Annotated in this window: 23 protein-coding genes and 1 riboswitch; of the genes, 10 read left to right on the forward strand and 13 right to left on the reverse strand. The window is 43.5% G+C overall.

Annotated elements, in window-relative coordinates:
* Position 1: 1 nt before the first annotated feature.
* The 4 genes from AB9H30_RS07925 to ccoG form a co-directional block, all read right to left on the reverse strand.
* Complete coding sequence (locus AB9H30_RS07925) at positions 2-628, reverse strand: thiol:disulfide interchange protein DsbA/DsbL (RefSeq protein ID WP_371194122.1); 627 nt, start codon at positions 626-628, stop codon at positions 2-4.
* 159 nt (positions 629-787) lie between these two features.
* The gene (locus tag AB9H30_RS07930; protein ID WP_371194123.1) at positions 788-2,683 is read right to left on the reverse strand and encodes a TonB-dependent receptor plug domain-containing protein; all 1,896 of its coding nucleotides are present in this window, start codon (positions 2,681-2,683) and stop codon (positions 788-790) included.
* Between the two features lie 72 nt (positions 2,684-2,755).
* Positions 2,756-3,029, reverse strand: a riboswitch (cobalamin riboswitch).
* 94 nt (positions 3,030-3,123) lie between these two features.
* The gene (locus AB9H30_RS07935) at positions 3,124-4,110 is read right to left on the reverse strand and encodes a serine/threonine protein kinase (protein ID WP_371194257.1); all 987 of its coding nucleotides are present in this window, start codon (positions 4,108-4,110) and stop codon (positions 3,124-3,126) included.
* The gene (gene ccoG / locus AB9H30_RS07940; protein WP_371194124.1) at positions 4,103-5,542 is read right to left on the reverse strand and encodes a cytochrome c oxidase accessory protein CcoG; all 1,440 of its coding nucleotides are present in this window, start codon (positions 5,540-5,542) and stop codon (positions 4,103-4,105) included. Before ccoG ends, AB9H30_RS07935 begins: the two co-directional genes overlap by 8 nt.
* A gap of 214 nt (positions 5,543-5,756) precedes the next feature.
* Here ccoG and AB9H30_RS07945 point away from each other — a divergent pair, with 214 nt between their 5' ends.
* Positions 5,757-6,125: a hypothetical protein gene (locus tag AB9H30_RS07945; RefSeq protein WP_371194125.1), complete on the forward strand. Its 369-nt coding sequence runs from the start codon at positions 5,757-5,759 to the stop codon at positions 6,123-6,125.
* A 129-nt stretch (positions 6,126-6,254) separates the two neighbouring features.
* Complete coding sequence (locus AB9H30_RS07950; RefSeq protein ID WP_371194126.1) at positions 6,255-6,818, forward strand: DUF3016 domain-containing protein; 564 nt, start codon at positions 6,255-6,257, stop codon at positions 6,816-6,818.
* Between the two features lie 74 nt (positions 6,819-6,892).
* Here the strand turns inward: AB9H30_RS07950 and AB9H30_RS07955 are convergent, their stop codons facing one another.
* Complete coding sequence (locus AB9H30_RS07955) at positions 6,893-7,822, reverse strand: diguanylate cyclase domain-containing protein (RefSeq protein WP_371194127.1); 930 nt, start codon at positions 7,820-7,822, stop codon at positions 6,893-6,895.
* Between the two features lie 211 nt (positions 7,823-8,033).
* Here AB9H30_RS07955 and AB9H30_RS07960 point away from each other — a divergent pair, with 211 nt between their 5' ends.
* On the forward strand, positions 8,034-8,573 hold the full coding sequence (locus tag AB9H30_RS07960) for a GNAT family N-acetyltransferase (protein ID WP_371194128.1): 540 nt from the start codon (positions 8,034-8,036) through the stop codon (positions 8,571-8,573).
* 5 nt (positions 8,574-8,578) lie between these two features.
* On the opposite strand, the gene AB9H30_RS07965 is transcribed toward AB9H30_RS07960, so the two are convergent.
* Together AB9H30_RS07965 and AB9H30_RS07970 are read right to left on the reverse strand one after the other, a co-directional pair.
* Positions 8,579-9,496 carry a M14 family metallocarboxypeptidase gene (locus AB9H30_RS07965; RefSeq protein ID WP_371194129.1) on the reverse strand — a complete coding sequence of 306 codons (918 nt, stop codon included), beginning with the start codon at positions 9,494-9,496 and terminating at the stop codon, positions 8,579-8,581.
* A gap of 24 nt (positions 9,497-9,520) precedes the next feature.
* Positions 9,521-9,991 carry an Lrp/AsnC family transcriptional regulator gene (locus tag AB9H30_RS07970; RefSeq protein WP_371194130.1) on the reverse strand — a complete coding sequence of 157 codons (471 nt, stop codon included), beginning with the start codon at positions 9,989-9,991 and terminating at the stop codon, positions 9,521-9,523.
* Positions 9,992-10,106: 115 nt separating this feature from the next.
* Here AB9H30_RS07970 and AB9H30_RS07975 point away from each other — a divergent pair, with 115 nt between their 5' ends.
* Positions 10,107-11,318 (forward strand): methionine gamma-lyase, encoded by a 1,212-nt coding sequence (locus AB9H30_RS07975; RefSeq protein WP_371194131.1) that lies wholly within the window; start codon positions 10,107-10,109, stop codon positions 11,316-11,318.
* Between the two features lie 53 nt (positions 11,319-11,371).
* Here AB9H30_RS07975 and AB9H30_RS07980 read toward each other — a convergent pair whose 3' ends face one another.
* Entirely contained in the window at positions 11,372-13,132 is a 1,761-nt protein-coding gene (locus AB9H30_RS07980) for an acyl-CoA dehydrogenase family protein (RefSeq protein WP_371194132.1), read from the reverse strand.
* A gap of 52 nt (positions 13,133-13,184) precedes the next feature.
* Positions 13,185-13,763, reverse strand: a complete 579-nt coding sequence (locus AB9H30_RS07985; protein WP_371194133.1) for a hypothetical protein — start codon at positions 13,761-13,763, stop codon at positions 13,185-13,187.
* A 134-nt stretch (positions 13,764-13,897) separates the two neighbouring features.
* Here AB9H30_RS07985 and AB9H30_RS07990 point away from each other — a divergent pair, with 134 nt between their 5' ends.
* The 3 genes from AB9H30_RS07990 to AB9H30_RS08000 all read left to right on the forward strand — a co-directional run bounded on the left by AB9H30_RS07990 (position 13,898) and on the right by AB9H30_RS08000 (position 18,696).
* Entirely contained in the window at positions 13,898-14,956 is a 1,059-nt protein-coding gene (locus tag AB9H30_RS07990) for an efflux RND transporter periplasmic adaptor subunit (RefSeq protein ID WP_371194134.1), read from the forward strand.
* A 9-nt stretch (positions 14,957-14,965) separates the two neighbouring features.
* The gene (locus AB9H30_RS07995) at positions 14,966-18,082 is read left to right on the forward strand and encodes an efflux RND transporter permease subunit (RefSeq protein WP_371194135.1); all 3,117 of its coding nucleotides are present in this window, start codon (positions 14,966-14,968) and stop codon (positions 18,080-18,082) included.
* A gap of 95 nt (positions 18,083-18,177) precedes the next feature.
* A complete protein-coding gene (locus tag AB9H30_RS08000; protein WP_371194136.1) occupies positions 18,178-18,696 on the forward strand; it encodes a GNAT family N-acetyltransferase in 519 nt (172 codons plus the stop codon).
* Between the two features lie 100 nt (positions 18,697-18,796).
* On the opposite strand, the gene rpoD is transcribed toward AB9H30_RS08000, so the two are convergent.
* The 4 genes from rpoD to rpsU form a co-directional block, all read right to left on the reverse strand.
* Positions 18,797-20,629 (reverse strand): RNA polymerase sigma factor RpoD, encoded by a 1,833-nt coding sequence (gene rpoD, locus AB9H30_RS08005; protein ID WP_371194258.1) that lies wholly within the window; start codon positions 20,627-20,629, stop codon positions 18,797-18,799.
* A 372-nt stretch (positions 20,630-21,001) separates the two neighbouring features.
* The gene (gene dnaG, locus AB9H30_RS08010; RefSeq protein ID WP_371194137.1) at positions 21,002-22,771 is read right to left on the reverse strand and encodes a DNA primase; all 1,770 of its coding nucleotides are present in this window, start codon (positions 22,769-22,771) and stop codon (positions 21,002-21,004) included.
* A 15-nt stretch (positions 22,772-22,786) separates the two neighbouring features.
* Positions 22,787-23,230, reverse strand: coding sequence for a GatB/YqeY domain-containing protein (locus AB9H30_RS08015; protein WP_371194138.1), 444 nt, complete (start codon positions 23,228-23,230; stop codon positions 22,787-22,789).
* A gap of 247 nt (positions 23,231-23,477) precedes the next feature.
* The gene (rpsU, locus tag AB9H30_RS08020) at positions 23,478-23,693 is read right to left on the reverse strand and encodes a 30S ribosomal protein S21 (protein WP_006013751.1); all 216 of its coding nucleotides are present in this window, start codon (positions 23,691-23,693) and stop codon (positions 23,478-23,480) included.
* Between the two features lie 302 nt (positions 23,694-23,995).
* Here rpsU and tsaD point away from each other — a divergent pair, with 302 nt between their 5' ends.
* From tsaD to AB9H30_RS08035, 3 genes are all read left to right on the forward strand, one after another.
* Complete coding sequence (gene tsaD / locus AB9H30_RS08025; RefSeq protein WP_371194139.1) at positions 23,996-25,009, forward strand: tRNA (adenosine(37)-N6)-threonylcarbamoyltransferase complex transferase subunit TsaD; 1,014 nt, start codon at positions 23,996-23,998, stop codon at positions 25,007-25,009.
* Positions 25,010-26,029 carry a hypothetical protein gene (locus AB9H30_RS08030; protein WP_371194140.1) on the forward strand — a complete coding sequence of 340 codons (1,020 nt, stop codon included), beginning with the start codon at positions 25,010-25,012 and terminating at the stop codon, positions 26,027-26,029.
* Between the two features lie 91 nt (positions 26,030-26,120).
* Positions 26,121-26,738 (forward strand): trans-aconitate 2-methyltransferase, encoded by a 618-nt coding sequence (locus AB9H30_RS08035; RefSeq protein ID WP_371194141.1) that lies wholly within the window; start codon positions 26,121-26,123, stop codon positions 26,736-26,738.
* Positions 26,739-26,762: the final 24 nt, after the last annotated feature.

Raw genomic sequence — 26,762 nt, forward strand, 5'->3', positions numbered from 1 at the left:
TTTAGGACTGTTGGCTTAACCATACAACTAAGTTCACCATGTCGTCTGCCGACATATCTCGTGTGAAGGTAGCTTGATATTTACCATTGACTATGAAGTTAGGTACACCCGATAAAAATTGACGGTAGTCTGTCACGGTATTGTTATTGCGCGTCACTAGACTGTTCACGCTAAAGCTTTTTGCTTGTTTGTCAAAATCCTCAGCGGCTACTCCGTTTACTAAAAACACGCTGCGGATATCGTCAATCCCCGTGATCACTGCGCGCTGTTGATGGATATAGTTGAAAATAGCACCGTTCAATTCATCGTCTCTTTTCAAACTACGGGCGATCATCATCGCTTTAGTTGCGGCGTCTTGGACTTCAGAGCCGTTGAATCGCATAAAATTGACGTGAACTTTTTCAAATTTTACGTCTTCATTTAATTGTGTTTTCAATTGCGCCACAATCGGCTCAAAGCTATAACAAGCAGGGCACCAAAATGAAAAGAATTCTTTTACTTCAGGTTTAGCGGTTGCTTGCTCTGCAATGACTGAATAGTGTTTACCTTCTTCCCAAGGTACCATTTGCGCTAAGGCATTAAATGGGATGAATAAGGCAAATAAGAGCCCAATAAAATACTTCTGCATGTTGATTTCCTTTACTAATGAGCCATTATGATTGGCGTAAGTTAAAATAGTTCACAAAATAATAGCATAGCGCAGCAGTTAAGTTGATGCACTAAATTTGCTTTTACGCATTTACACATGGTTCAGCCTAGTTAATTTTGTTTAAATTTAACCTGCAGGCTACCAAGCATAAGCAATACTTAGTAGCGCACGTCTAGACTCACCGCTAAAGCCAACTACATCCTCAAACGATCGATTAAACGCATTGCTTAACCGTAGCGAGAGTTGCACATTTGAGTTGTATTGATAGCGATAGTTGACACTAAATAACCAATAGTTGTCCAAGCTAACAATTTGCGATGGTGACGGGAAAGGCGGAAAGAAGCGGTCATTACGAGAACCCGTGTAGTCAGCCTGCACGTATATCTTATGCTGTTGATTGATATTGTGGGCTATCCAAGCAGAGCCAGAATGCCTTGCTCGGCGCAGTTCAGGGGCGTCAGCTTCGCTTGCATCTAAATAACCATAGCTTACTGCCCACTGCCAATTTTTAATGGCTTTGGAGAATTCAACTTCTACACCTTCTCGTTGGCTGTTACTGGCGCCGTTTTGAGCAGTGAAAAGCCCGGTTTCAGTGTCAAAAACAAAGCCAAGGATTTCATTTTCTAGTTCTGCACGATACCAAGATAGCTGCATCTGATAATCTTGCCAACTAGCATCAATGCCTAACTCAAAGGAATCAGACGATTCTGGTTTCAAGTTTGCGTTGCCTAAGAAAGTCCCTGGGAAAAACCCAAAACGTTCGGTAAACGTTGGGTTTTTCACAGCTTTGGCATAGCTTATAAATGCGCGTAAGCTATCAAATATTTGGTAATTTGCACCAACACGGTAGCTATCTGCATTGTTAAATTCATCGTTATTGTCATAGCGATAGCTAGCAGCAACTGAAAAGTGTTTTGTGAAGGATTTTTGTGCATCGGCAATAAACGATACGCTGCTGTTTGTTTGACGCTGATTTGGATCCCCAAAACCAATTGGACCTGCCTGTTCGAAGCGTTCATCGACCGCTTCGACACCAATGTTTATATGAGAGCGAGTAAATGCAAAGTTATGATTATAAACAAGACGCTGTTTCTCTCCTTTTGTAGAGCCAGAGAACACTTGATTTGAAAAGTTTTGATTTTCTTGTTCACTGTATTGATATGACAGACGTTGGGACCAAATGCTGTCTTGAAATGAATAGTCCCAGTTTAGCCCAACAGACATTTGCTCACCGTTGCTCACATTATCAGCATCGCTAATAAAGCCTGTGTTAAAGTCGGTGCTGTCAAAATCGCTGATATAGTCTACAAGCCTCAAGTTGGCCGAAAAACTATTGTAGGCTGAAAATTCGTAGCCTAACTTGGCATAGCCAGTGGTGTTTTTATAGCCGTCGACTTCATTTCCGGTCCGTGCAATATTTTCGCCTCGCGTGTCAAAATGGGAGGCGCTGATGCTATATCGCCATTTATCTAGGCGATTACCGTAGCTGGCTTGAACCTTTGAGCTTTGCTTATTGCCGTAGCTTAGGCCAATGTTACCCGCACCATGTTGTTCGGGCTCTTTTGATGTGATGTTGATGATCCCCGCAACAGCTGAACTTCCCCATAAAGCGCTTTGTGGGCCCCGTAGAATTTCAATTCGACTGATATTTGCTAGCATCAAATGTGACAAATCGATAAGCCCACCTTGGCCTAAGTCGTTTATTTCAACGCCATCGAGCATGACTAATATATGGTTACTTTCGGAGCCTCTGAAACGAATTTCACTTAGGGTGCCGGTTGGGCCTGACTGCGATATATTGACACTAGGCACAGTGCGCAATAAATCCGTTAGACTCAGGGCGCCGGAGGCTTCAATTTGTGGCGTGTCGATTACACTAATAGCGCCGGCTACAAATGCTTTCGCGATTGGCGTGCGGGCACCACTAATGCTTATGGTTTCAATGGCTTGTGATGAACTTGTCGGAGCGTTTTGTGCAAACACACTGGTGCACACGCTAACACTTAGTGTCAGCGCAATAATCTTTAATTTCATGGTATTCCTTGTCGTTGCTCCCACCGAGCAATGTCAATTGATAAGGTCTGCGAAACGCCTTTTAACGTAAAACGCAGACCACCCTGACAAGGCCGGTATCCGGGCTTACAACACTCAAGCAAAACCTTCCCATGCGGTTAAAAAGCACAGTGGTGGACGTACACAATATTGGTGTATATTTGCTGAATTTGACGATGCATGGTGATGAGGAGACATACTCATACCCATACATTGTCGGTTGCTTACCGTTGCGGGGGCAGCACAGGCGTTTAACCTGTTTCCCGTTTACCTCATATTAACTTTGTAATTGCGCGTTAATGTGAGCACCTTGACCACTCGCACTATACGTAAGTTTCGATATTACACAATGCTAATAAAGGTATGAATTATACGAAAATAAAAGAATAGAAAATGTCATAGCTGAGTGCTCGCTATAAACCCTATGGCATCAGGCTGAGAACGGGCTCATCTAATGCCGCAAACTGCTCTTTAAGCGCTAGAATTTGACCTTCCCAGTATTTATCTTCACCAAACCAAGGGAAGGCTTGGGGAAAGGCAGGGTCTTGCCAGCGTAGTGCCAGCCATGCCATATAGTGCACCATTCGCATCGCTCGCAAAGGCTCTATTAGATGAAACTCTTTGTAGTCTAGTTCGTGAAATTCTTCATAGGCGTTCACTAAAATATCGAGTTGTAAGAGCTGCTGCTGACGATCGCCGCTTAGCATCATCCAGAGATCTTGGATCGCGGGGCCGTTTCTGCAATCATCAAAATCCACAAATATAGGGCCATCGCGCCACAAAATATTGCCTGGGTGCACGTCGCCATGCAGACGAATTGCGCCTGAGCATTTAGCAATGGCTTGGGTATAGTAGCGAGTAGTGCGCTCAATTAATTGCTCAATGATAGTAAAGAACGGCGTGTGTAGATGGACTGGCACAATCTCATGGGATTTGAGTGTGGCAATGGGGGCTTCCAAATGCGTAGCAATGCTTATCGGCGGACGATGCGCAAATTTCGCTAGATGCGCAGTGCGATGCATTTTGCCAATTGTTCGACCGACTGACTCTAACTGGTCGAGGTTGTCTACCTCAAACTGTCGGCCGCCTACCGATGGAAACAAAGCAAATTTGTAGCCGTCGATTTGATGAAGAGATTGTCCATTGATGGTCAATGGAGCAACGACCTGTATATCTTCGTCATATAGCAGTTGGCTAAATTGATGCTCTTCAAGCACCTGTTCGTCTGTCCAACGCAGCGGGCGATAGAATTTAACCACATAGCGCTTGTTGTCTTCGCTAACAAATTGATAGACGCGGTTCTCATAGCTGTTGAGGGCTAAGAGTCCAGATGCGACTTGTACACCAAGACTCTCGATTCCGTCCAAAATCAGCTCTGGGGTGAGTTTCGTAAAATGAAATTCAGACACCGGTGAATATAAACGTTGTAGGCTCTTCAACTTCAATGATATCGCCATTATCGTCAACAGTACTGACATGGAAGCGAATCTTCTGTGTGCCAACTTCTAAATTTTCTGGCTCAGTAGCAACACTTATGGGCAGCGTAAAGACCTCACCACCGGATACCACCACCTCGGCATCACCAAAGTATCTAGCGTTGACTAAACCTTTCACATCTATGGTGTAGGTGCGCAACTGCTGAGACTTATTCAAAATTTTAAGCGTATACACATTTTCTATGAGTCCTTGGTTGGTTTCTCTATCGAGGGAGTTTCGGTCTCTTATAATATCTACTTCAAGCGGCACGCGCATAGCAATGTCGGCAATTAATAATCCAGACATTACCACCAAAACAATGGCATAGCCCACAAGTTTCGAACGGAAAATTTTAGTCGTACCACCTTTTAATTCGTGCTCAGACGTAAAACTAATTAGGTTTTTTTCGTAGCCCATTTTCTCCATAACGCCGTTACAAGCGTCCACACAGGCTCCGCAGTTGATACACTCGTATTGTAAGCCATTACGAATATCGATGCCGGTGGGACATACCTGTACACATAAGTTGCAATCTATGCAGTCGCCTAGGCCTTTTTCTTGCACTTGTTCAGGCGTCATTTTACGAGTACGAGGGCCGCGCTTCTCTCCCCGCTGCGCATTATAGGCAACAGTGTAGGTATCTTTGTCAAACATTGCAGATTGAAATCTTGCATAAGGGCACATGTGGGTACACATGATCTCGCGCATATAACCTGCATTTGCATAGGTGCAGAAGGTAAAAAACAGAACCCAAAATGCTACCCAGAAACCAGTGTCAAAGGTAAAAAAGTCTACAAACAATTCGTCAATTGGAGTGAAGTAACCGACAAATGTCAATGAGGTTAGCAAGGCCACTGTAATCCACGATAAGTGCTTTAAAGATTTCCGAATGAACTTGTCGACGTCCATTTTTCGTTCATCTAGCTTCATGCGTTTATTGCGTGCACCCTCTATTTTTTCTTCAAACCAAATAAAAATAAAGGTCCAAGTGGTTTGTGGGCACATAAAGCCACACCATACTCTGCCGGCAAAAGTAGTAATAAAAAATAAAGCAAACGCCGATACGATGAGCGTGTAGGCAAGGATGGTAAGATCTTGTGGCCATAAAGTAATGGCAAAAAAACTAAAACGTTGTTCGGCGATATCGAGGAGGACAGCTTGCTGGCCTTGATACTGAAGCCATGGGATCAGGGCAAACGTACCTAAAAATATCAGACCAAAAAAACGTCTAATATTCTCGAAGGTACCTTGAACAGCACGCACATAAATGCGGCTTCTAGCTGAGTAGTTGGGTTTAGTCGACGCATCTTTAGGCTTAACAATTTTGACTGGCGTAACGTCTTTGATGCGTATTTTTTCACTCATGCTTGGCTCCTAACTTTCGCAAAGCAATATTATCTATCGAAGAATGTTCGGCGATTATACCTATCTAAGCAATTGATTTGTTAACTGAGATCAATAAATATTCTTGCTTGTGTCAATATACGCAATCTTAGTTATAATTAGGTATAAGTATTCAGGCGGTTTTTTTGTGTAAACGGGTTATACTCTAAACATCAATAGGTGGGAGCAGAAAGCCTTGAAAATATGGCGTTGGATAATCAGTATCATCGGGGTTGTGCTAATAGTAGCTACACTCAGAACAACGGCGGCGCAAAACTTCTTTGGCGGTATTGCAGGGACTGTCGGCGGCTGGTTTAATGCTGTTCTTGATGCACCGGATAGAGCGCGACTAATGGCGCTGCAAGACAAGTTTATGCGCAACAACATGTCATTGAAGCCGCACCAAACTGATTATGTATTTGAAGTCACCGCTTCGCTCGACAGCGTCCGGACCTTTTACGCCTTGTATTGTGTTGAAAATGATAAAAACCCCTATTTATTTGGTAACAACCTCATGAAGTTTTGCTCTGATATACAGCAGTCAGATATATTATTGCCGGAATAAGCAAAAAACTTACAACACGGACTTTGTTGTTCAGAAACTGAACTATTTTTTTTAATATGATTCTTATTAATATCCGAGTAGATAGAGCGATGCCTATACCTGCTCATGATATTGTTCAGGAGAACCAAAATGAAACTTAACAAGTGTTGCACATCCATCACCGCACTGGCGGTATCTTTATTGCTTTTTAGTAATGCACAAGCTGGATCAGAAACGCAGCAAGTCAGCGAAGCGACTAATATTAAGATAGAGTTTATTGAACCGGAATCTTACACCGATATGCGCCCATCTAACGAATCGCGCAGTAGATATCACAAGCATGTATTGAGCAGTATTGAAGAGCACTTTGCCGAGTTGTCGGAAAATTTGCCAGATGGTCAGACACTGGATATTAAAGTCACCGATATTGATCTGGCCGGTGATACCAGAAGCCCTAGAATTCCAGTTGGATCGTTTATGTTTGATGTGCGAGTAATGGAAGACATCTTTTTCCCTCGAATCAAATTTAACTATGTCCTGAAAAATGCCGCGGGCGAGGTCCTGCAATCGGAAGACGTAAATTTAAAAGATATGGCGTATTTGAATCGAGCCGGTGTCGTTAGGCGCAACAGTGGTTCGTTTCCTTACGAAAAATTTATGTTGCAACAATGGTTTAAAGATACCTTTGAATCAAAAGCTCATTCTGCATCATAGTTGGTATAGATTCCCCTTCAGTTGCACCTTACAACCCGATGCCTAGCGGCATCGGGTTTGTTATTGATGGTGAATTAAGCCTCTAAAACAGGCTTGCGACTGACTCCGACTCGCATACGATATACAGAATATTTGTGTTTTCCTTTCTTTTTCGATGCAAAGGCAGCTTTGTCGGCATAGCCCACAATTGTCTTGTAGTTAATATCTTGCTGTAGGTCATTTTCGGCAAAACTAACGATGCCGATTGCCGTAGCAATAGACAAAATATGACCGTTTATGTCCTGTTTAATGTCGAGTTCGGCAAGAATCTGTCGGGCTTTTTTCACGGCATCCACTTCATACGATTTTGGCAACAATAAAGCAAACTCATCGCCCCCTAAGCGTCCAAAGGTATCCGAATCTCGTATTGTGCTCTGTACCACTTCGACAAAGGTTTTTAAGTATTCGTCACCGGTATTGTGACCATATTTGTCATTAATTTCTTTAAACTTATCTAAATCAAAGTACATAAACGCCAGTGGCTCGTTTTGGCGCCTAGCGGCAGCAATTGCCTGTTTGGTTCGGTCACTAAATAAATAGCGATTGGTTGCGCCGGTGAGAGTGTCGTAATGCGCTAAACGCTTAAGTCTGACGTCTTTTTTAAAGTCTCGCCTTAAGGTACTCAAAAGGTACTTTAAAATTTGCGGCGTTAAAGCATCGGTCGGAAAAGCGTCTAAAGTGAAGTGACGATACCCGCTTACGTCAAAGCTATCGAATGATTCAGAGAGAATTAATATCGGGCATGGCAATTCTTTCGCAGAATAGTATTTTGACAGCTGCCGTCTGAGCGCCGGAAACTGCTCTTGAGTTACAATAATAAACGCGGTCGAAAAGCTACACTCTTCAACTTCCAGTTCGTAACCTCGGCCTAAACAAATTACGGTATCTATTTGGCTGGTCATTTTTAGCGCACTGGTCAGCCATTCTCGTTCTCTGTCATTTTCATTGATCAGGAATATTTTCATCAGGTGACTCGGTATTTGCTTGTATCAATCCGTTGATGTTTTTTTATTATTATTCAACACAGATAGTACAAAAAATACACAATATAATCAAAGTTTAAGAATAGATCAGAAAACGCGCTCTTAAAAAAATGTAAACTTCTGTAGACTTATTATCACTTGAAGAGGCTATACTTCTTTGGTGTTGATAACAAAACAGGTTCACAAACAGCCCATGAGCGACCACATTCGTCAAATTTTTAATAATATAAATTGTGTTGAAGTAGACTTTAAGAACGCTTCGCATACAGATGCATTACTGACTTTGCTACAGGTTTATGCGACTGACCCAATGGGCGGCGGCGAGCCTATTGAGTCAAAGGTAACTGCTACGCTCATTACCGAAATGTCTAAGCGATCTCATGTGTTCTCAGTAATTGTTTTTGCCGATAAGGTTTTGGATTCATCACCGTCTGTATCGACTTTACCGATAGCATTTGCCAATTGCATCGAAAGTTTCTCGACGTTTAAAGGGCGTGCAGTGGTCAATATTCATGATTTTGCAGTTATACCCGAAGCCAGAGGGCACGGCATTAGTCAGCGACTGTTGCAATGTATTGAAGAGGTCTCTATTGCTCGTGGTGCATGCAAACTGACCCTTGAAGTACTAGAGGGAAATACAATTGCTAAGAATGCTTATTTGAAGGCCGGTTTTAGTGGCTATGAGCTTGACCCAGCTTTGGGCCAAGCATTATTTTGGGAAAAATCGCTGTAGTTAGTTTATGCGTTTTTTTTCACTAAAAAGTCCAATCCACCGACGATAGCCGCCAACTGGGCTCGATTGCATTGCTCTGAACTGGCTTTAGGACTGTCGGGATATACTTCGGTTGTAGTGACGTATGGGGCTTGAGTAAACCCACCACACAAGTGCAGACTTGCTTTGTCGTATAAAATAACGCCATCTTGAATAACCTTACTGCCGATCAGGTTGCCATCTGTATCTGGCGGGGCAATGTGCGTGACTTTTCTAACGCTATCGATGATTGCGCGTTGAAAGCCTAGTTGCGGGCGAGCACTGTCGCCAACGGTGTAAAAACCGTCAGGAATATTCCAGTTATCATTAATAGTCCCATCTCTAGCCGCCAGAGCGGGTCTAAACTCACTATTGTCAGTATCGGTAGTTTCATGTAGGTCAAAATGCGCCAGCAGTTTGTTTTGAAATGGCTTGATATAGTGCATTATGGCAGTGGCCTCGGGTGACTGGCCACCTTCAAAAAATGAGCGGTTCGGATCCGCGGTATGAGGATTCCAACGATTGATTGTTTCATAACCCCATGGGCTCACACAAGGCGCAACTATAAAGTTAAAGTGTTTTGTATAGCGATGCATTGCCTGTTCTAAAAACAAGATAGTTCCCTGCACGCCACTGGTTTCGTAACCGTGCACGCCGCCGGTAATTAGGACGGTCGGTAAACCAGATTGAGGACGCTTGTTTGTTGCCACATATAGCGGATAGCGCTGAGGATTGTAAGGCAGTGCACCATAGTGAATCAGGTCAAGCTTTTCGTTCAGAGGGTAGAGTTTTTCAAGTACCTCGTTTCGATATGAACGCACGGGGTGTTGCTGAGTTCGCCATTTGTTCTTTTCTAATTGGTCCCAGGCTTTTCCGGGTGTCCCTATTGGATAGGCTGCATGCATGTTAAGAGCTCCATTATGTTTATTTTATTTTGATCGTGTGCTGATCATCGGTAACACGTGAGAGCGTTTTACTACACCATAAGCAAAGCTTGTATCGATTGATGCGATATTAGCAATCTCATGTAACTCATGGCGGACAAAGTGTTCGTAATCATGCAGATCTTTGACGACTACTTTAAGTAAGTAGTCAGAGCGACCAGTCATGACATAGCATTCTAGAACATTGTCGACCAATTTAATGGCATTTTCAAATTTATGCACGACTTCGGCACTGTGACGTTCAAGCTCCACACGCACGAATACAATAATTGGTAGTCCATAGGCTTCGTTGTCGACTTCAACGGTATAGCCTTTTATCATGCCGCTTGCTTCCAATTGTTTGACTCTTCGCAAGCATGGGCTGGGCGAAAGATTGACCTTTTCAGCTAACTCTTGGTTAGTTATGCGCCCATTTTGCTGTAACTCACGCAATATACTTCGATCTATTTTATCCATAAGTCACAATAAATTGGCATAATATGCCAATAAATATAGTTATTGCGCTATATATTGCAAGTTTATTTTGCATGTTTGGTAGTAAAGTACAGGTATGCACAATGAGAGGTGATGTATGTCAGCACATGATAATCAAACAGGATTTGCTACTAAAGCCATTCATTTTGGCTATGATGCACAGCAAGAGGGCGGGGCGCTTAACCCTCCTTTGCATTTGAGTTCAACGTATACCTTCGCTAGCGCCGAAGAAGGGGGGCAGTTATTTTCAGGTGAAAAATCTGGACATTTTTATAGCCGAATTTCTAATCCTACCCTCGATATATTGGAGCAGCGAATTGCTAGCCTTGAAGGCGCTGAGGCGGGCTTAAGCGCGGCATCCGGGATGGGCGCAATTACCTCGGTGTTCTGGACATTGCTAGAGGCCGGGGACGAAGTGCTAGCTGATAAAACCCTCTACGGTTGTACTTATGCATTTTTACAACATGGTTTAAGCAAGTTTGGTATTCAGATTACTTTTGTAGATATGACCGATATTACAGCGGTAAAAGCGGCCATTAGCAAGCGAACTAAAGTCATTTATTACGAAACTCCAGCAAATCCGAATATGCGAATTATGGATATTCGTGCAATTAGTCAGTTGGCAAAATCTGCAAATATAATTAGCATCGTAGATAATACCTACTCTACGCCGCTTATCACTCAGCCCATTGCTTTGGGTGCAGATATTGTGATTCATTCGGCTACAAAATACCTAGGTGGTCACGGAGATTTAGTCGCTGGGTTACTTGTGGGTTCTGCTGACCTGATACATCGTATTCGTATGGAAGGTCTAAAAGACATGACTGGCGCATGCATGTCGCCGTTCACGGCGATGTTAATAATGCGGGGCTTAAAAACCTTAGAGCTCAGGATGCAGCGCCACAGTGAGTCGGCGTTAACGGTATCCGAATTTCTGCTTGCTCACGACGTTGTCGAGACGGTGTATTATCCCGGTTTGGTATCGCATCCTCAACATACATTAGCAAGTAAACAGATGAGTCTATATGGCGGCATGATCGCTTTTGAACTGCACGGTGGAATAAATACCGGTAAAGCCTTTATGGATGCGCTAGGATTGATTCAGCGAGCGGTGTCCCTTGGGGATGCCGAAAGTCTCATTCAGCATCCTGCAAGCATGACCCATTCGGCTTATACACCTGAGCAAAGACACAAGCATGGCATTAGCGATAGCTTAATACGTCTTTCGGTAGGCTTAGAAAGCGTGGAAGATATTATCAATGACTTAGCGCAAGCACTTGCACAAATAAAAAACAAACAGGTGGCCTGAACCACCTGTTAACTTATTATCCAGAGTTCAGGTTTATTATGCTTATGGCGTGCTTATATATAATCAAACTCTTGATCATTGAGCGCCATTAAATCGTCTGCACTGCTATGAATAACCAATTTATGCGCGTCTTTTCTGGGCAGTAAACGCTTCAGATAGAATGCACAGGTTTTTTGCTTACCTTGTGCAATGAGCTCGTTACTTGATTGCTTAGCTGCACTTGCCATGTCTAACCACAAAATCCCTAAAATAATATAGGCACTATAATGTAGATAGTCGGTCGCCGCGCCAGCCACATCGTTTGCTTGTGAACCAAGTAGTGCTGTAGACACTTCATTGAACTCATTTAATAAAGCGTTTGCCTGCTGCTGCATACCTTCATCGGCCATATTGCCGATACGCGACGAAAGCATAGCAAGTGTCGAACTTAACATTTTACCACCGTCGCGGGTGAGTTTACGGCCAATTAGATCTGCCGCTTGAATCCCGTTGGTGCCCTCATAAAGCTGCGCAATTCGAGTATCGCGCACCAGTTGCTCCATGCCCCATTCACGCACATAGCCATGTCCACCGTATACTTGAATCCCTAGATTCGTAACTTCGGTCGCAATATCGGTCATAAAGCCTTTACAAATTGGCGTTAGAAAGGCAATAACCTGCGCCGCTTCATGCTTGCGTTCATCGCTGCAATATTTTTCAATATCCATTTGCTGTGCGTATAGCATAGAGAGCGCGCGACAACCTTCAGTAAAGGCTTTTTGTGTGAGCAACATCTTACGCACATCGGGCTGATGCATTAGTGAATCAGCTTTTGCTTCAGGTTGTTTTGCGCCAGTAGGTGAGCGCGATTGAAGGCGCTCTCTTGCATAGCTTACAGCACCTTGAAATGATGCTTCACAAGTTCCTAAGCCTTGTAAACCGACTTGGAAGCGAGCGTCGTTCATCATCGTAAACATACATGCTAGGCCTTTATTTTCTTCGCCCACTAGATAACCAATCGCACCATCATAGTTCATTACGCAGGTTGGGCTTGCTTTGATACCCATTTTCTTCTCGATGCTGCCAACGCTAAGCGCATTCGCTACTCCAGGTTCTCCCTTATCATCGACTAATAATTTGGGTACTAAGAATAAGCTTATTCCTTTTACGCCAGCAGGTGCATTTGGTAATCTAGCTAGCACCAAATGTATGATGTTGCTGCTCCAGTCTTGATCGCCGCCGGTGATAAAAATCTTGTTGCCGGTAATAATATAAGAACCATCATTTTGTGGAATTGCCTTGGTGTTCAACAACGCTAAGTCTGTTCCAGCATGAGGCTCAGTCAGGTTCATGGTACCGGTCCACTCACCGCTAATCAGTTTTGCCAGATAAGTCTTTTTTAATGTATCAGTAGCATGTTTATCGATAGCAAGAACAGCACTTTCGGTCAGCATGGTAGTTAAGCGCCAGCTTAGATTTGCCGAATTTAACATTTCATGAACGGGTATCGCCGCTGAGTAGGGCAGATCTTGACCTTCAAACTCGGGATTGCCGAGCATGGCGTTCCAGCCGTTGGCGACATATTCCTGATAAGCTGATGCAAAGCCTTCTGGTGTTGTTACTTTGCCGTCGTTGAGCTTGCAGCCTTGCTCATCACCCTCTCTGTTCAAAGGGGCAACCACTTCTTCTGCGAATTTCGCGCCTTGACTGATGATTTCTAGCACCAGTTCGCTGTCCATTCCTTCTGCACCGATTGAGCTATAATGTTCATCGATGTGAAGCCAATCATTTAATAAAAACTGAAAATCTGCTATTGGGGCTTTAAATTGGGGCATAGTAACTCCTAATATCCTATAGAATTATGATACGTGAAAAGCCCAAAAACGCTCAATCACTTGTATTTATGAGAGGTATTTCTGAAATTTCTTCGGATAATACAAAGGCATCACGCATTGAAGCGAAATGGTCTGGATGTTGCCATTGGTCTAACTCAATATCAAATGGATAAATAAATACTATTTTTTGGACGTTTTCGGGATGCCAGGGAGGTGCTTCTATAGCGTCTTCAGAGCCATCAAAGCCTGCTTGTAGATCGCATGCATACAATAAGCTGCCGTCAATTTGGGTTGTTAATAGTTGACCTACTTCAACATTAAAGCCTGTTTGTTGCCACATGGCTTGATGCGCGAAACACTGCGCCGTAGTAATTTGTCCAGCATTAGAACAATTATTTTCCATGTCTGTTGAACGTTTTTGGGAGTAAGCGAGGTCGTATAAACCGGAGTCTCTTTGTATGGTAAGTAAACGTCCTTTTGCCTTAATCACGCAGGCGGCCTGAACATTTGGATCTGTGGGCTTTATATTTTGTCGCTCTGATTTAGCGACTCGGCAGCTTGGTGAGGAAAATGAAACGTCTGAGCAAGCTGTCACCAGCACTAAAATAGTGAAAATAATAAACAGTTTCAATCCATATATCCTATAATACGTAAACAGCGTAAAAATTAACCTCATTAATATTGTTCTCGCGCGCCAATGTTCATAAAACGTGCCGCTAACAGTCTTCACTTAAGTTTGTTGAAAAAGCAGTTGTCAGGAGAAGTATGTCAAAGTTCATCAAGATATCGCCTTTACTAGTTGGCGTTTTAGCACTCGTTGCGTTCCTAGTGTATATCAATTTACCTGAACAAGCACCGCAACAAGGTGGTCCTCGTGGCGGCGGACAGACTCCTGTGGTTGTCACTGCTGCAACTAATCAAGCCTTTCCAGTCATTGTGGAGGCTCTAGGTACGGCTGTTGCAAATGAATCGGTCAATATTACTGCGCAACAGGCTGAAACCATAGAAAAGATAAGTTTTGAAGACGGCGATATCGTCACGGCCGGCCAAGTTTTGGTTGAACTTAACAATAGAGCAGAAGAAGCCAGGGTCAGTGAGCTTGAAATTAACGTTGCCGAAGCGAAACGGCAGCTTAATCGGATTAAAAACCTTGCCAATCAGAGCGCCGCCTCTGAGCAACTGCTCGACGAACAAGAAGCGAGAGTAAAAGCTTTAGACGCCCAACGCGACGTTGCGCAAGCAGATCTTGAAGAACTAATAATACGTGCGCCATTCAGCGGTCGTTTAGGTACACGGATGGTAAGCATGGGCAGTTTAGTACGCCCAGGTGATTTGATCACTACGCTTGACGACCTCAGTGTAGTAAAGGTCGATTTCAGCATATCAGAATTGCATTTGGCCAGTGTAGTGAATGGTCAAACTATTTATGCCAAGTCAGTCGCGTACCCGGGTGAACAGTTTGTCGGCAAGATCACCAATATCGATTCGAGAATCGACCCAATTACACGCTCTATTCAAGTTCGCGCGCAGCTACCAAACACGGAGATGAAGATGCGCCCTGGCATGCTGTTACAAATTAACCTAGAGAAACGTGTGCTCGATGCCTTAGTGATCCCTGAGTCTGCATTAGTTCCAGAAGGTGATTCACAGTATGTGTTTGTGGTAAATGGTGAAGATAAAGCGATTAAGACTTTGGTTAAAGTAGGCGAAAGAAAACCCGGATTAGTGCAAATATTAGAAGGCTTAGAAGAAGGCCAAAAAGTTATTAGTGAGGGAACCTTGCGGGTGCGCAACGGTTCCGATGTTCGCATTTTAGATCTGTAGGGGAACGAGATGTTGATATCTGATTTATCTGTTAAGCGCCCCGTATTTGCAAGCGTCGTAAATTTACTTCTTTTAGTATTTGGTATTGTGGCGATTAGCTTTTTATCGCTACGCGAATATCCAGACATCGATCCCCCCATTGTATCTGTGAATACAAGCTATCCAGGCGCTTCAGCCGAAATCGTTGAAACTCGAATTACTCAGCTAATCGAAGACAGAATAAGCGGTATCGAAGGGATCAAAAATATTTCTTCTTCAAGTCGAAATGGTCGCTCTAGCGTTACCATAGAGTTTAATTTAAGCAGAGATATTGATGCTGCCTCAAATGACGTAAGAGAGCGCGTCTCGCGCGTATTGAACGATTTACCTGATCAAGCTTTTCCTCCGGAAGTTGCTAAATCGAACTCAGATGAAGACGTCGTTGTTTGGTACAACCTGCGAAGTGACAACTTAAACGTGATGGAGCTTACCGATTATGCTGATCGTTTCGTTGTTGAGCGCTTATCAATAGCAGACGGTGTAGCACGAGTTAATATCGGGGGTGGTCGCAGTTATGCCATGAAGGTCTGGCTTGATAGAAATGCAATGGCAGCGCGTGGTATTACCGTCACCGATATTGAGCGAGTTATACGAGCCGAAAATGTAGAACTACCCGCTGGGCGAGTAGAGTCTGAAGAGCGTGATTTCGACGTAAGAGTCGCCAGAAGCTTCCTAACGCCAGATGATTTTGCGCGCCTAACGGTTGCAGCCGGTGCAGATGGATATTTGGTAAAATTGGGTGAAGTCGCTCAAGTTGAGTTAACCGCTGAAGACGATGAAACTGATTTTAGAGGGGATGGCGTTAATATGATTGGCTTAGGGATTGTTAAGCAATCTAAAGCAAACACCCTGGAAGTTGCTCGTGCTGCTCGAGAAGCCATTGAAAAAATCGAATTAACCTTGCCAGATAACATATTTATTGTGCCAAGTTACGATTCGTCAGTATTTATTGAAGAGTCCATTAGCGAAGTATATAACACCCTAGCCATTGCGATGTTAATGGTAGTAATCGTTATTTATGTGTTTTTGGGCAACATCAGGGCGACCTTAATACCTGCTGTTACTGTTCCTGTTTCACTTGTTGCTGCATTTATGGTCATGTATGCCTTGGGCTTTTCAATCAACTTGCTGACATTATTGGCCTTGGTTTTGGCTATTGGTTTAGTAGTTGACGATGCGATCGTTGTCCTTGAAAATATTTACCGCCGCATAGAAATGGGGGAGCCGCCCTTACTTGCTTCCTATAGAGGCGCACGTGAAGTTGGTTTTGCAGTTATTGCTACTACATTAGTGCTGATTTCAGTGTTTTTACCCCTAGTCTTTTTAGAGGGCAATATTGGACGACTGTTTACAGAATTTGCAATCGCTATTGCCGCTGCGGTTGCCTTTTCGAGCTTCACTGCTCTAACACTCTCACCGATGATGGCATCTAAGTTATTAAAGAAACGTGAGCGTAGTTCGGGTTTCGGTGTTTGGGTTGATAACAAATTTAAGGTAATTGAACAAAAATATTACAACAGTTTAGCGACCACCATGAAGCAACCGTTTTTAGTTGCGCTTACCGTATTGGTCAGCATGGGACTTATTTGGCAACTGCAGAGTAAAATACCGGAAGAATTTGTACCGCGCGAAGACAGAGGTAACTTTTTCATATTAATGCAGGCACAAGAGGGTGCTAGCTACGAAAGCAATACAAGAAACCTTGAAAAAATAGAGCGGATATTGCTTCCTTATCGAGACTCTGGTGAAGTGGCTCGAGTCCTAGTAAGGACCCCTGGTTTTGGTGGCGGTGCTGGGATTGCGATTGTTGGCATGGCGGACTGGGAAACTAGAGAGCGCTCAAGCTTTGATTTGATGAATGAAGTAAGCGTTAAACTTGCTGAAATCCCGGATGTGCGAGCGTTTGCTGTTATGCGCTCAAGTTTAGGTGGTGGCGGTTTAGGACGACCGGTGCAATTTGTTTTGCAAGGAAACACCTATGAAGACTTAGTGGCTTGGCGAGATATTATTTTTGAAAAGGCGCGTGAAAATCCTAATTTGGTACGTATGGACTCTGATTATAAAGAGACGTCACCACAGTTACTCATTGATATAGATAAAGACCGAGCGGCAGATTTGGGTGTGTCAATTTCTGAAATAGGACGCACGCTTGAAACCATGCTAGGTCAGCGCAGAGTTTCAACCTTTCTAGACAGAGGGCAAGAATACGATGTCCTCATGGAAGGAAATGAAGATGATTTCCGCAGCCCAAACAGTATTGACAACATCTTTGTTCGATCAGACCGAACCGGTCAACTAATACCGATGGACAACTTGTTGAGTGTGCGTGAGCGAGCCACTTCAAATACCTTAAATCGATATAATCGCATGCGCGCTATCACTATTAGTGCAAATTTAGCCGACGGTTATACTATTGGTGAAGCGCTGGCCTATCTGGAGAATATCGTCGCAACTGAACTGCCTGCTGAGGTTTCTATTGACTATAAGGGGGAGTCGCAGCTCTATCAAGAAGCAGGTTCGTCGTTTATATTCATTTTCTTGCTAGCACTCGCTGTAACTTATTTAGTACTAGCAGCCCAGTTTGAGAGCTGGATCCATCCTTTGGTAATTATGTTTACGGTACCACTAGCATTGGTCGGTGCTTATGTTGGTCTGTATTTAGCCGATATGTCGATTAACATTTATTCGCAGATAGGTTTAGTGATGTTGATCGGGCTTGCGGCGAAAAACGGTATTTTAATTGTCGAATTTGCAAATCAGCTGCGCGATGCAGGAATGGAGTTTGAGGAGGCAATTAGACGAGCATCTACCCAACGCTTGAGACCTATCGTGATGACTGGCTTTACAACGGTGTTTTCCGCGCTGCCCTTAGTTTTGGCCTCAGGACCTGGCTCCGAATCAAGAATGGTAATCGGTATGGTTATATTTGCCGGTGTATTGTTTTCTGCATTCATGACACTGTTCATTGTACCAACTGCATATGCATATTTAGCAAGAGGTACGGGTTCACCTGAAAAACGCAGTCGTAAGTTAGAAAAGTTACAAGAAGAAGTTCCCTATGTGAAAGGGGATGGCACAGCGCAATAGTTTTCATGTTATAAATAGATTGGAATTAAACGGGAGGCGTTGTTTTTACAAAGTCTCCTTTTTTATGAGTTATCCAAAAGCTTGGTGGTGCAAAAATGCAAAGCAATACTTCAATCAAAGTCTTAGATAATGCGAGTAAAGATTTAGAATTCCTAGATTTTTCAGACGCGTTAGCGCCTCATTTTGAGCGAATTAATCGAATATGGATTGAGGATATGTTTCACCTCGAAGATATCGATAAACAGGTGCTGCGCTATCCAAGAAAACATATTATTGAAAAAGGCGGATATGTTTTCTTTGTCAAACATAAAACACTTGGCGTGATTGGAACCTGCGCTCTGCTAAACAGTGGAAACAGCAACTACGAACTCACAAAAATGGGGGTACAGGCCGATTTAAGAGGCTTAAAAGTAGGCGAGAAGCTGCTGGAGTATGTGATTCAACGAGCCCTTTCAATTCCTGCGCAAACGCTATATCTATTAACTAACAAAAAATGTGAAGCGGCGATTCATCTGTATGAGAAGTATAGTTTTGCCCATGATGACGACATTATGCAGTCTTATGGAAAAAACTACGAGCGTTGCAATGTTGCCATGCGTTACATCGCGCCTTAATCGTATTCGTTTCTTATTGCAGCATTATAAGAACAGTAGTTTGATTAATAAAAACGCCAGCATTGAGCTGGCGTTTTCGTCTGATAAATACCTAGTCTTACTACTCGTCTAAAAAGCTCTTCAGTTGCTCTGAACGGCTTGGATGACGAAGCTTACGCAATGCTTTTGCTTCAATCTGACGTATACGCTCACGGGTAACGTCAAACTGTTTGCCGACTTCTTCTAAGGTATGATCAGTGTTCATATCGATACCAAAGCGCATACGCAGGACTTTTGCTTCTCTTGCAGTTAAGCCGGCTAATACCTCTTGCGTTGCATTTTTCAAGCTACCGCCAGTCGCAGAGTCTAAAGGCTGCGTGATAGAGGTATCTTCAATAAAGTCGCCTAAGTGAGAATCTTCGTCGTCACCAATGGGCGTTTCCATTGAAATAGGCTCTTTTGCGATTTTTAACACTTTACGGATCTTGTCTTCCGGCATAACCATGCGCTCAGACAATTCTTCAGGTGTTGGTTCGCGGCCCATTTCTTGAAGCATCTGGCGCGAGATCCGATTGAGTTTATTGATGGTCTCAATCATGTGCACCGGAATACGAATGGTACGTGCTTGGTCGGCAATAGAACGCGTTATGGCCTGACGTATCCACCAAGTTGCATAAGTAGAGAACTTGTAACCACGACGATATTCAAATTTATCGACCGCTTTCATCAGACCGATATTTCCTTCTTGAATAAGATCCAAGAACTGTAGTCCGCGATTAGTATACTTTTTAGCGATTGAGATAACCAAACGTAAGTTTGCCTCGACCATTTCTTTTTTCGCTCGACGCGCTTTCGCTTCGCCAATCGACATACGACGGTTAATGTCTTTAATATCTGGAATGATTAAACCGGTTTCTTGTTCAACGGCATTCATTTTACTAACGCAACGCTCAATTTCTTCTCTGTACTCTAATAACTTAGGCACATAAGCAGCGTTACCTTTTAAGGTTTTAAACAACCATTCGGTAGAGGTTTCATTACCCGCAAACAGCTTGATAAACTCTTTTTTCGGCATCTTCGCGTGTATGACACAAAACTTCATAACCAAGCGTTCTTGGATACGAACGCGGTCCATCATGCTGCGCATGTTTTTAACCATGCGGTCAAATTGCTTAGGTACTAAGCGAAACTCTTTAAATACGTCTGATAGTGCCGCAATTTCTTTTTTGGCTGACTTATGAGCACGGCCTTTTTCTTCAATAACTTTGCGGGCTTTATTGTACTGCTTACGAAGGTCTGAGAATTTCTCACGGGCAAGTTCAGGATCGACGCTATTGTCTTCTTCCTCGTCCTCGTCGTCCTCGTCATCACTATCGTCTTCATCTGCTAATTCTTCTTTAGACAGTTCAGAACCGACGTGAGTGGCGGTAGGTGCTACGTCGTCTTCATTTGGATCAACGAAACCTATGATAATGTCGCTTAGGCGAATTTCTTCCGCTTCATATAAGTCCCATTGATCGAGCAGGTAGGTAATTGCTTCGGGATATTCCGCAACGGAACACTGAACTTGATTGATACCCTCTTCAATACGTTTAGCGATAACAATTTCGCCTTCACGGGTAAGAAGCTCAACCGTACCCATTTCGCGCATGTACATACGCACGGGATCAGTAGTTCTGCCTATTTCACTCTCAACTGTTGCGAGGGCTTGAGCGGCTGCCTCGGCTACCTCTTCATCGGTAGTCGTTTCTTGCATGAGCAGTTCATCGGCGTCAGGTGCTTGTTCAAACACTTTGATACCCATATCGTTAATCATGCTGATAATATCTTCGATCTGATCTGAATCAACGATATCCGCAGGGAGATGATCATTGACTTCAGCGAACGTCAAATAACCTTGCTCTTTGCCTTTGGCAATCAGGAGTTTTATCTGGGATTGCTTGCTTTGCACAATATACCTTACACGTTAGAATTGGAGTCTGATATGGCGATATAATTTGATTTTTCAAGTACTCGATTGTTAAATCGTAGTCTTGTTTATTATTATCACCACATTGAAGCTATACGTTTTTAAATTTATCAACGCTGTTAACAAAGAAACTCTTTTGAAAACAAACACACAGCAAAAACAAAACTATCCAATCAAGTCTTAAAAATCGGCAAGCCACAGTGAACCTAGCAACTTGTCATACCACTTTTCAGTGAGTTCGCCAGTATAGCATAAGCACTGGCTAATTTTCCACCTTAAATATAGTACCTAGATAGGGATGCAAAGTTCAAAATAAAAACTAAATATTAGCTTCTCATCAACTGAAAAAAATACCGTTTATTGCCTTTTTTGCAATAGTAGCGTTAGTTCTTTTTGTTCGCTTGGGCTCAGCCCCGCAGTCTGATTCGCCTTAGCGGTAAGTTCGTCGAGGCGTGCGTCAAAATGTGAGCGGATGAGTTTTTTGAAGCATTCAATATATTCAGCGTCTATGTTTAATTTATCTTCTAGCTGGGTCGCTAATAAATTGGCTAAGTGCTGATAGTGCTGATGCGCCCTGAACGCCTCTAAAACAGAAGCTGTATTGGCATTGGGATGTGTTAAACAATATTGATGTATCTCGATTAACATACCAATCCCCGTGATCCCAGATTTTGCTAGGGATGCTAACTGTATTTTCGGATACTGAGCGGCAAGCGCAGGCTTATCTATCAGCAGTCTTAACATCATCCTTACGTTGGTGAGCATCATTTTACTGGGTGCTCTATATTCACCTTGCTTCGGTTTTTTAAAGCTGTTAGCAGTAGCCACGTTTTTTTCATGATCAAAGGCTTGGCGATTACCACAGTAACGATTTAGCTCTGCAAGCATAAGTTCGCGCTGATTGTCGCCGGCAATTTTTTCAATCAAAGGCATTGCTTGAGCTTTGAATGCTGCCTTTCCTTCGATATTGCCTAATGAGTGATTTTGCATCAGCGCATCAAAAAAGAATGTGGAAAGTGCTACAGCTTGGTCCAATTGCTCTTCAAAAGCCTCTCTACCAACTTTTCTGACCATTGTGTCTGGATCTTCACCGTCGGGTAAAAACAAGAACTTCATAATGCAGCCGTCTTTTAAAAACGGCAGTGCGTTTTCAAGTGCCCGCCATGCTGCCTCTCGACCTGCTCGGTCGCCGTCATAGCAACATACTATTTCACTCGTCGACTTAAACATGGTTTGAATATGCTCTGGAGTGGTTGCTGTGCCCAGGGCTGCAACTGCGTAGGTAATACCATATTGAGAGAGCGCCACCACATCCATATAACCTTCAACTACCAAGATACGGCTGAGTTTGCGGTTTTCTTTGCGAGCTTGATATAAACCATAGAGCTCGTAGCCTTTATGAAATATAGGTGTTTCGGGGGAGTTTAGATATTTAGGCCCATCGCCTTTAATAATTCTGCCACCAAAGGCAACCACTCTGCCGCGTTTATCACGGATAGGGAACATGACACGGTCGCGGAAAAAGTCGTAACGGCGTTTATTGTCATTTTCGTTCGTCAGCTTTAACGATAACAAACGCTTTTGTTTGCTTTGGTCTTCACCAAATGTGGAGAGCACGCCATCCCATTTGTCGGGTGCGTAGCCAATGTCCCAATATTTGACGACATCGCCGCTCAGGCCACGGGACTTTAAATATTCGATCACGTCGTTTGCGTTATCTGCGTGTTTAAGTTGATGTGCAAAGTATCGCGCAACATCCTCCATGAGTTGATAGTCTTTTTCGCGGTCACTTTTTTGCTGCGGGCTAAAGCCGGGTTTATTGCCTTGCTCGCGAGGCACCGTCATACCGCATTCTTTAGCGAGCTCTTCAACTGCTTCAACAAACTCTAAGCGGTCGTACTCCATTAAAAAACTAAGTACGTTGCCTTTAGCGCCACAACCAAAGCAGTAATAAAACTGTTTTTCTTGGCTCACAGAAAACGATGGGGTTTTTTCATTGTGAAAAGGACAGCAGGCCTGATGATTGCGGCCTGCTTTTTTGAGTTTTACACGATTGTCGATAATATCCACAATATCTGCGCGAGATACGAGATCTTCTATAAAATCCTGTGGAATACGGCCAGCCATGATGTAAATCTGCCCCTAGCTGAGCTTTGCTTTGATCAATTTACTCACATTGCCCATGTCTGCACGACCTTGCACTTGCGGTTTCAACACACCCATCACTTTGCCCATATCTTTGATATCGCTGGCGCCAGTTTTTGCTACCGCATCGGCTACTAAAGTTTCGATTTCCTGGTCAGACAAAGGGGTGGGTAAGAATCGTTTGATGACTTCTATTTCAGCCTCTTCTCTATCGGCTAAGTCTTGGCGACTCCCGCTAACAAACTGGACTGCGGCTTCTTGACGTTGCTTTACCATTTTGGTCAGTATTTGCAATACATCGGTGTCGTTCAATTCTATGCGTTCGTCTATCTCGCGCTGCTTTATGGCCGCTAAGGCCATACGAATAGTGCCAAGGCTTAGTTTATCTTTGCCGCGCATGGCCTTTATTTGAGCGTCTTTCAGTTCTTGTAACAATGACATAGTGGCTTCCTTTTTAATCGTCCAGTGGGGCGCGTTGTGTTTCTGTGCCTCGATATTTTGGTCTTGTATATTTTATTTTCTAATAATAGGGATTATTCACACAAAGCAAAGGGAATTCAGGTAAGTAATGTAGGCAAGTTATCAAAAACATGACGATACATACCCTAAGGTATTGTTATGACTTATATAATCTACACACAAAAAAAGGCGTCAAAAGACGCCTTTCTTGAAGAACTTCGAGCTAAGACTAATAAAGTCTAACGCGACGTGCGTTCTCACGCGCCAATTTTTTCATGTGACGTTTTTTGGCTGCAGCTTTCTTACGCTTGCGTTCCCAAGTAGGTTTTTCAAAAAACTCACGACGACGTACTTCAGAAAGTACACCGGCTTTTTCACATGAACGCTTGAATCGTCTTAATGCGATGTCAAACGGTTCGTTATCTCTTACTTTAACAATTGGCATTTAAATACTCACCTCAGAAAATAAATCAACCGGGTATATAGGTAATTTCATACGTAAATTTAATTACCCGGGCTAAAAAATGGTGCGAAATAGTACTCTTTCTACGAATCAGTGTAAACCCCATTTATTAAATTAATAGAGACTTAAAGCAAAAAAATCATATATTTGACCCAGTTGGTGAAATCACCTGTATAATTCCGGCGTTTATAAGTGATTTATGGCCAGAAAGACAGGATACTGTGCAGCGGTGAAAATTAACGGTAACTGCGATAAATTGGCAAGAATTCTAGATAGAGAAATAGATGAAAGTACTCGGTATTGAGACCTCATGCGATGAAACAGGTATCGCAATTTACGACAGTGAAAACGGCCTGTTGGCGCATGAATTATACAGCCAAGTAAAATTGCATGCAGATTATGGCGGCGTCGTGCCTGAATTGGCATCACGCGACCATGTGCGTAAAATTGTGCCATTAGTGCAGCGCACATTGGCCTCGGCTGGTTTGAGTAAAGACGATATCGACGGCATTGCTTACACGCGTGGCCCAGGCCTTATTGGTGCACTATTGGTAGGTTCATCCATGGCCCGCGCGCTTGCTTACGCTTGGGAAATACCCACTGTTGGCGTGCATCATATGGAAGGGCATTTATTGGCACCCATGCTCGATGAGCGAGCGCCTGAATTTCCATTTGTTGCTTTGTTAGTCTCAGGTGGGCATAGCATGATGGTTGACGTAAAAGGCATAGGCGATTACACCGTGATGGGAGAGTCTGTGGACGATGCGGCCGGCGAAGCCTTTGATAAAACCGCTAAATTACTTGGCTTAGATTATCCGGGCGGGCCTCTATTAGCTAAACTTGCTGAGCAGGGCGAGTCAGGCCACTATAAATTCCCTCGCCCTATGACCGACCGCCCCGGATTGGATTTTAGCTTTAGTGGGCTGAAAACATTTGCGGCCAATACTATTCGCAGCAGTGACGGCGAACATCAAACTCGCGCGAATATTGCCAAAGCCTTTGAAGAAGCGGTTATCGACACCTTATTAATTAAATGTCGGCGCGCCTTGAAACAGTCGGGTCATCGTCGCCTAGTTATGGCGGGTGGCGTGGCGGCGAATAAACAATTACGCGCAACGTTTGAAGCCGCTAGTGTAAAAGGCGGATTTGAAGTGTACTACCCAAGTTTTGAATACTGCACCGATAATGGCGCGATGATCGCTTACGCAGGTTGCCAGCGCCTGCTGGCGGGTGAAAGCACGCCTTTGGGCGAAAAAGCCATGCCGCGCTGGCCTCTCGACAGCCTTACGGCCTTATAGATGAAAAACGTGATGATGTCTGAGCCACCGCATTTGTTTGTCATCTGTGATGGAAATAGCGAAGTAGGCTATGGGCATTTTTTTCGCTGTTTACATTTAGTACATGCGCTTAAAGCAAGTTTGCCTACCTTACAGCTCACATGGATGGGAGCGATTAATGAGTCATTGTTAACGCAGATTCACGCTGATTTGTTGACTGAAAAATTCATCGTTGTAGACAATGCAAATGATGCAATGCGTCAAATTTTACCTTCAAATCGGTCATGGGTGTTGTCTGATAGCTATTTGCTAAGCGAGTGCGATCTCGATGCGCTGGCTAATCGGCATTACTTAATTGCCATTGATGATTTTGGCAAGTATTCGCACGCTAAAGCCCAAGCTGTGCTTAACTTTTGTGTGTCAGCCACCCAATATCGTTATCAAGCTATCAATCAGCTCTTGGGTACTGGCTACTTTTTGACAGATCCACGTCTAAATCCAGTGCGTGAATTTAAGCTTTCTATGCAAGCGAGTTTCGAAGCGCCACTGCAAATATTGATTGCGATGGGCGGTTTTGATCGCTTTGACGTGGGAGCAAAAATCGCGCTGGCCATAAGTGAATCTAAACTGAATTCAAACATCACGCTTTTAGGCACAAGCAAGCAGATACTACCCAATTCGATTAATCATCTGACTCGCAGCAAGGATATGGCGCAGCTTTATCGGCAGTCGGATCTGGTCATTTCTGGAGGCGGCTTGATCAAATATGAGAGCGCCTATTGCGCAATATTCAATATTGCTGTGTCCCAAACCCCCGAGCAACTTGCCGAAAGTGAAGCATTTGCTGCGCATAACTTGTGTTTGTCGTACGGATTGGCACAAGATTGGCATAAGGAGTCATTCATAACATGGTTTGAAGCCTTAGATTTGACGGCGCTATGTGCGCAGCTCAAAACGGCCAGTGCAAATGAGTTCGTAAGCAATAGCACCGAAAAGGCCGCTAACGCTTTAGCCATACTGATTGAAAAGTCGGCTAGATAAATACGCTTGACCAACATGATAGCGTTGCGCACCGTTACGTAGCTAGCGCATAAGGCTCAAATCTGGCATAACAAGTATATGGAACGCAGCAATGAGTGAACAAATTAAGCAGCATTATCAGCAGCTATTCGAAAAGCACGGCAGAGATCACAACGCCGTTCAATATAGCTCTCGTGAATCACAATTAGCCCGCTTTGATGTATTGCTTGATATTGCGAAAGATATCGACTCTGTGGCAGATATTGGCTGCGGTTTAGGCGATTTACTGCCGCTGTTACGGCAATCCCATCCCCATGCTCAGTATATAGGCTATGATTTTGTTGATGCCTTCGTTACTGACGCGAGTACACAATATTCCGAAGACAAACGAGCTAGTTTTAAGCAGCTCGATATCTTGCAAGACTGCATCAATGAAAAATCCGATTATGTAGTGCTAAGCGGTATGTTGAATAACTTGATGGAAGATAATGAGTACTTTACTGAAGTGACCCTGCAAAAGATGTGGCAAGCGGCCAACAAAGGTATCGCCTTTAATGCCTTGTCAAATTATGTCGACTACCAAGATGAGGGCTTGTATTACCATGACCCTTTGAAGCTCTTTCATTATTGTAAAACGCATTTATCTAAATACGTGACCTTGCGTCACGATTATGACGTCAAAGAAAACTCTATCCCCTTCGAATTTACGATTTACGTCTTTAAAAAGTGAGCGGTGCAAAATGAAATGCGCGAT

The sequence above is a fragment of the Glaciecola sp. SC05 genome (assembly GCF_041380235.1).
GTDB lineage: Bacteria > Pseudomonadota > Gammaproteobacteria > Enterobacterales > Alteromonadaceae > Glaciecola.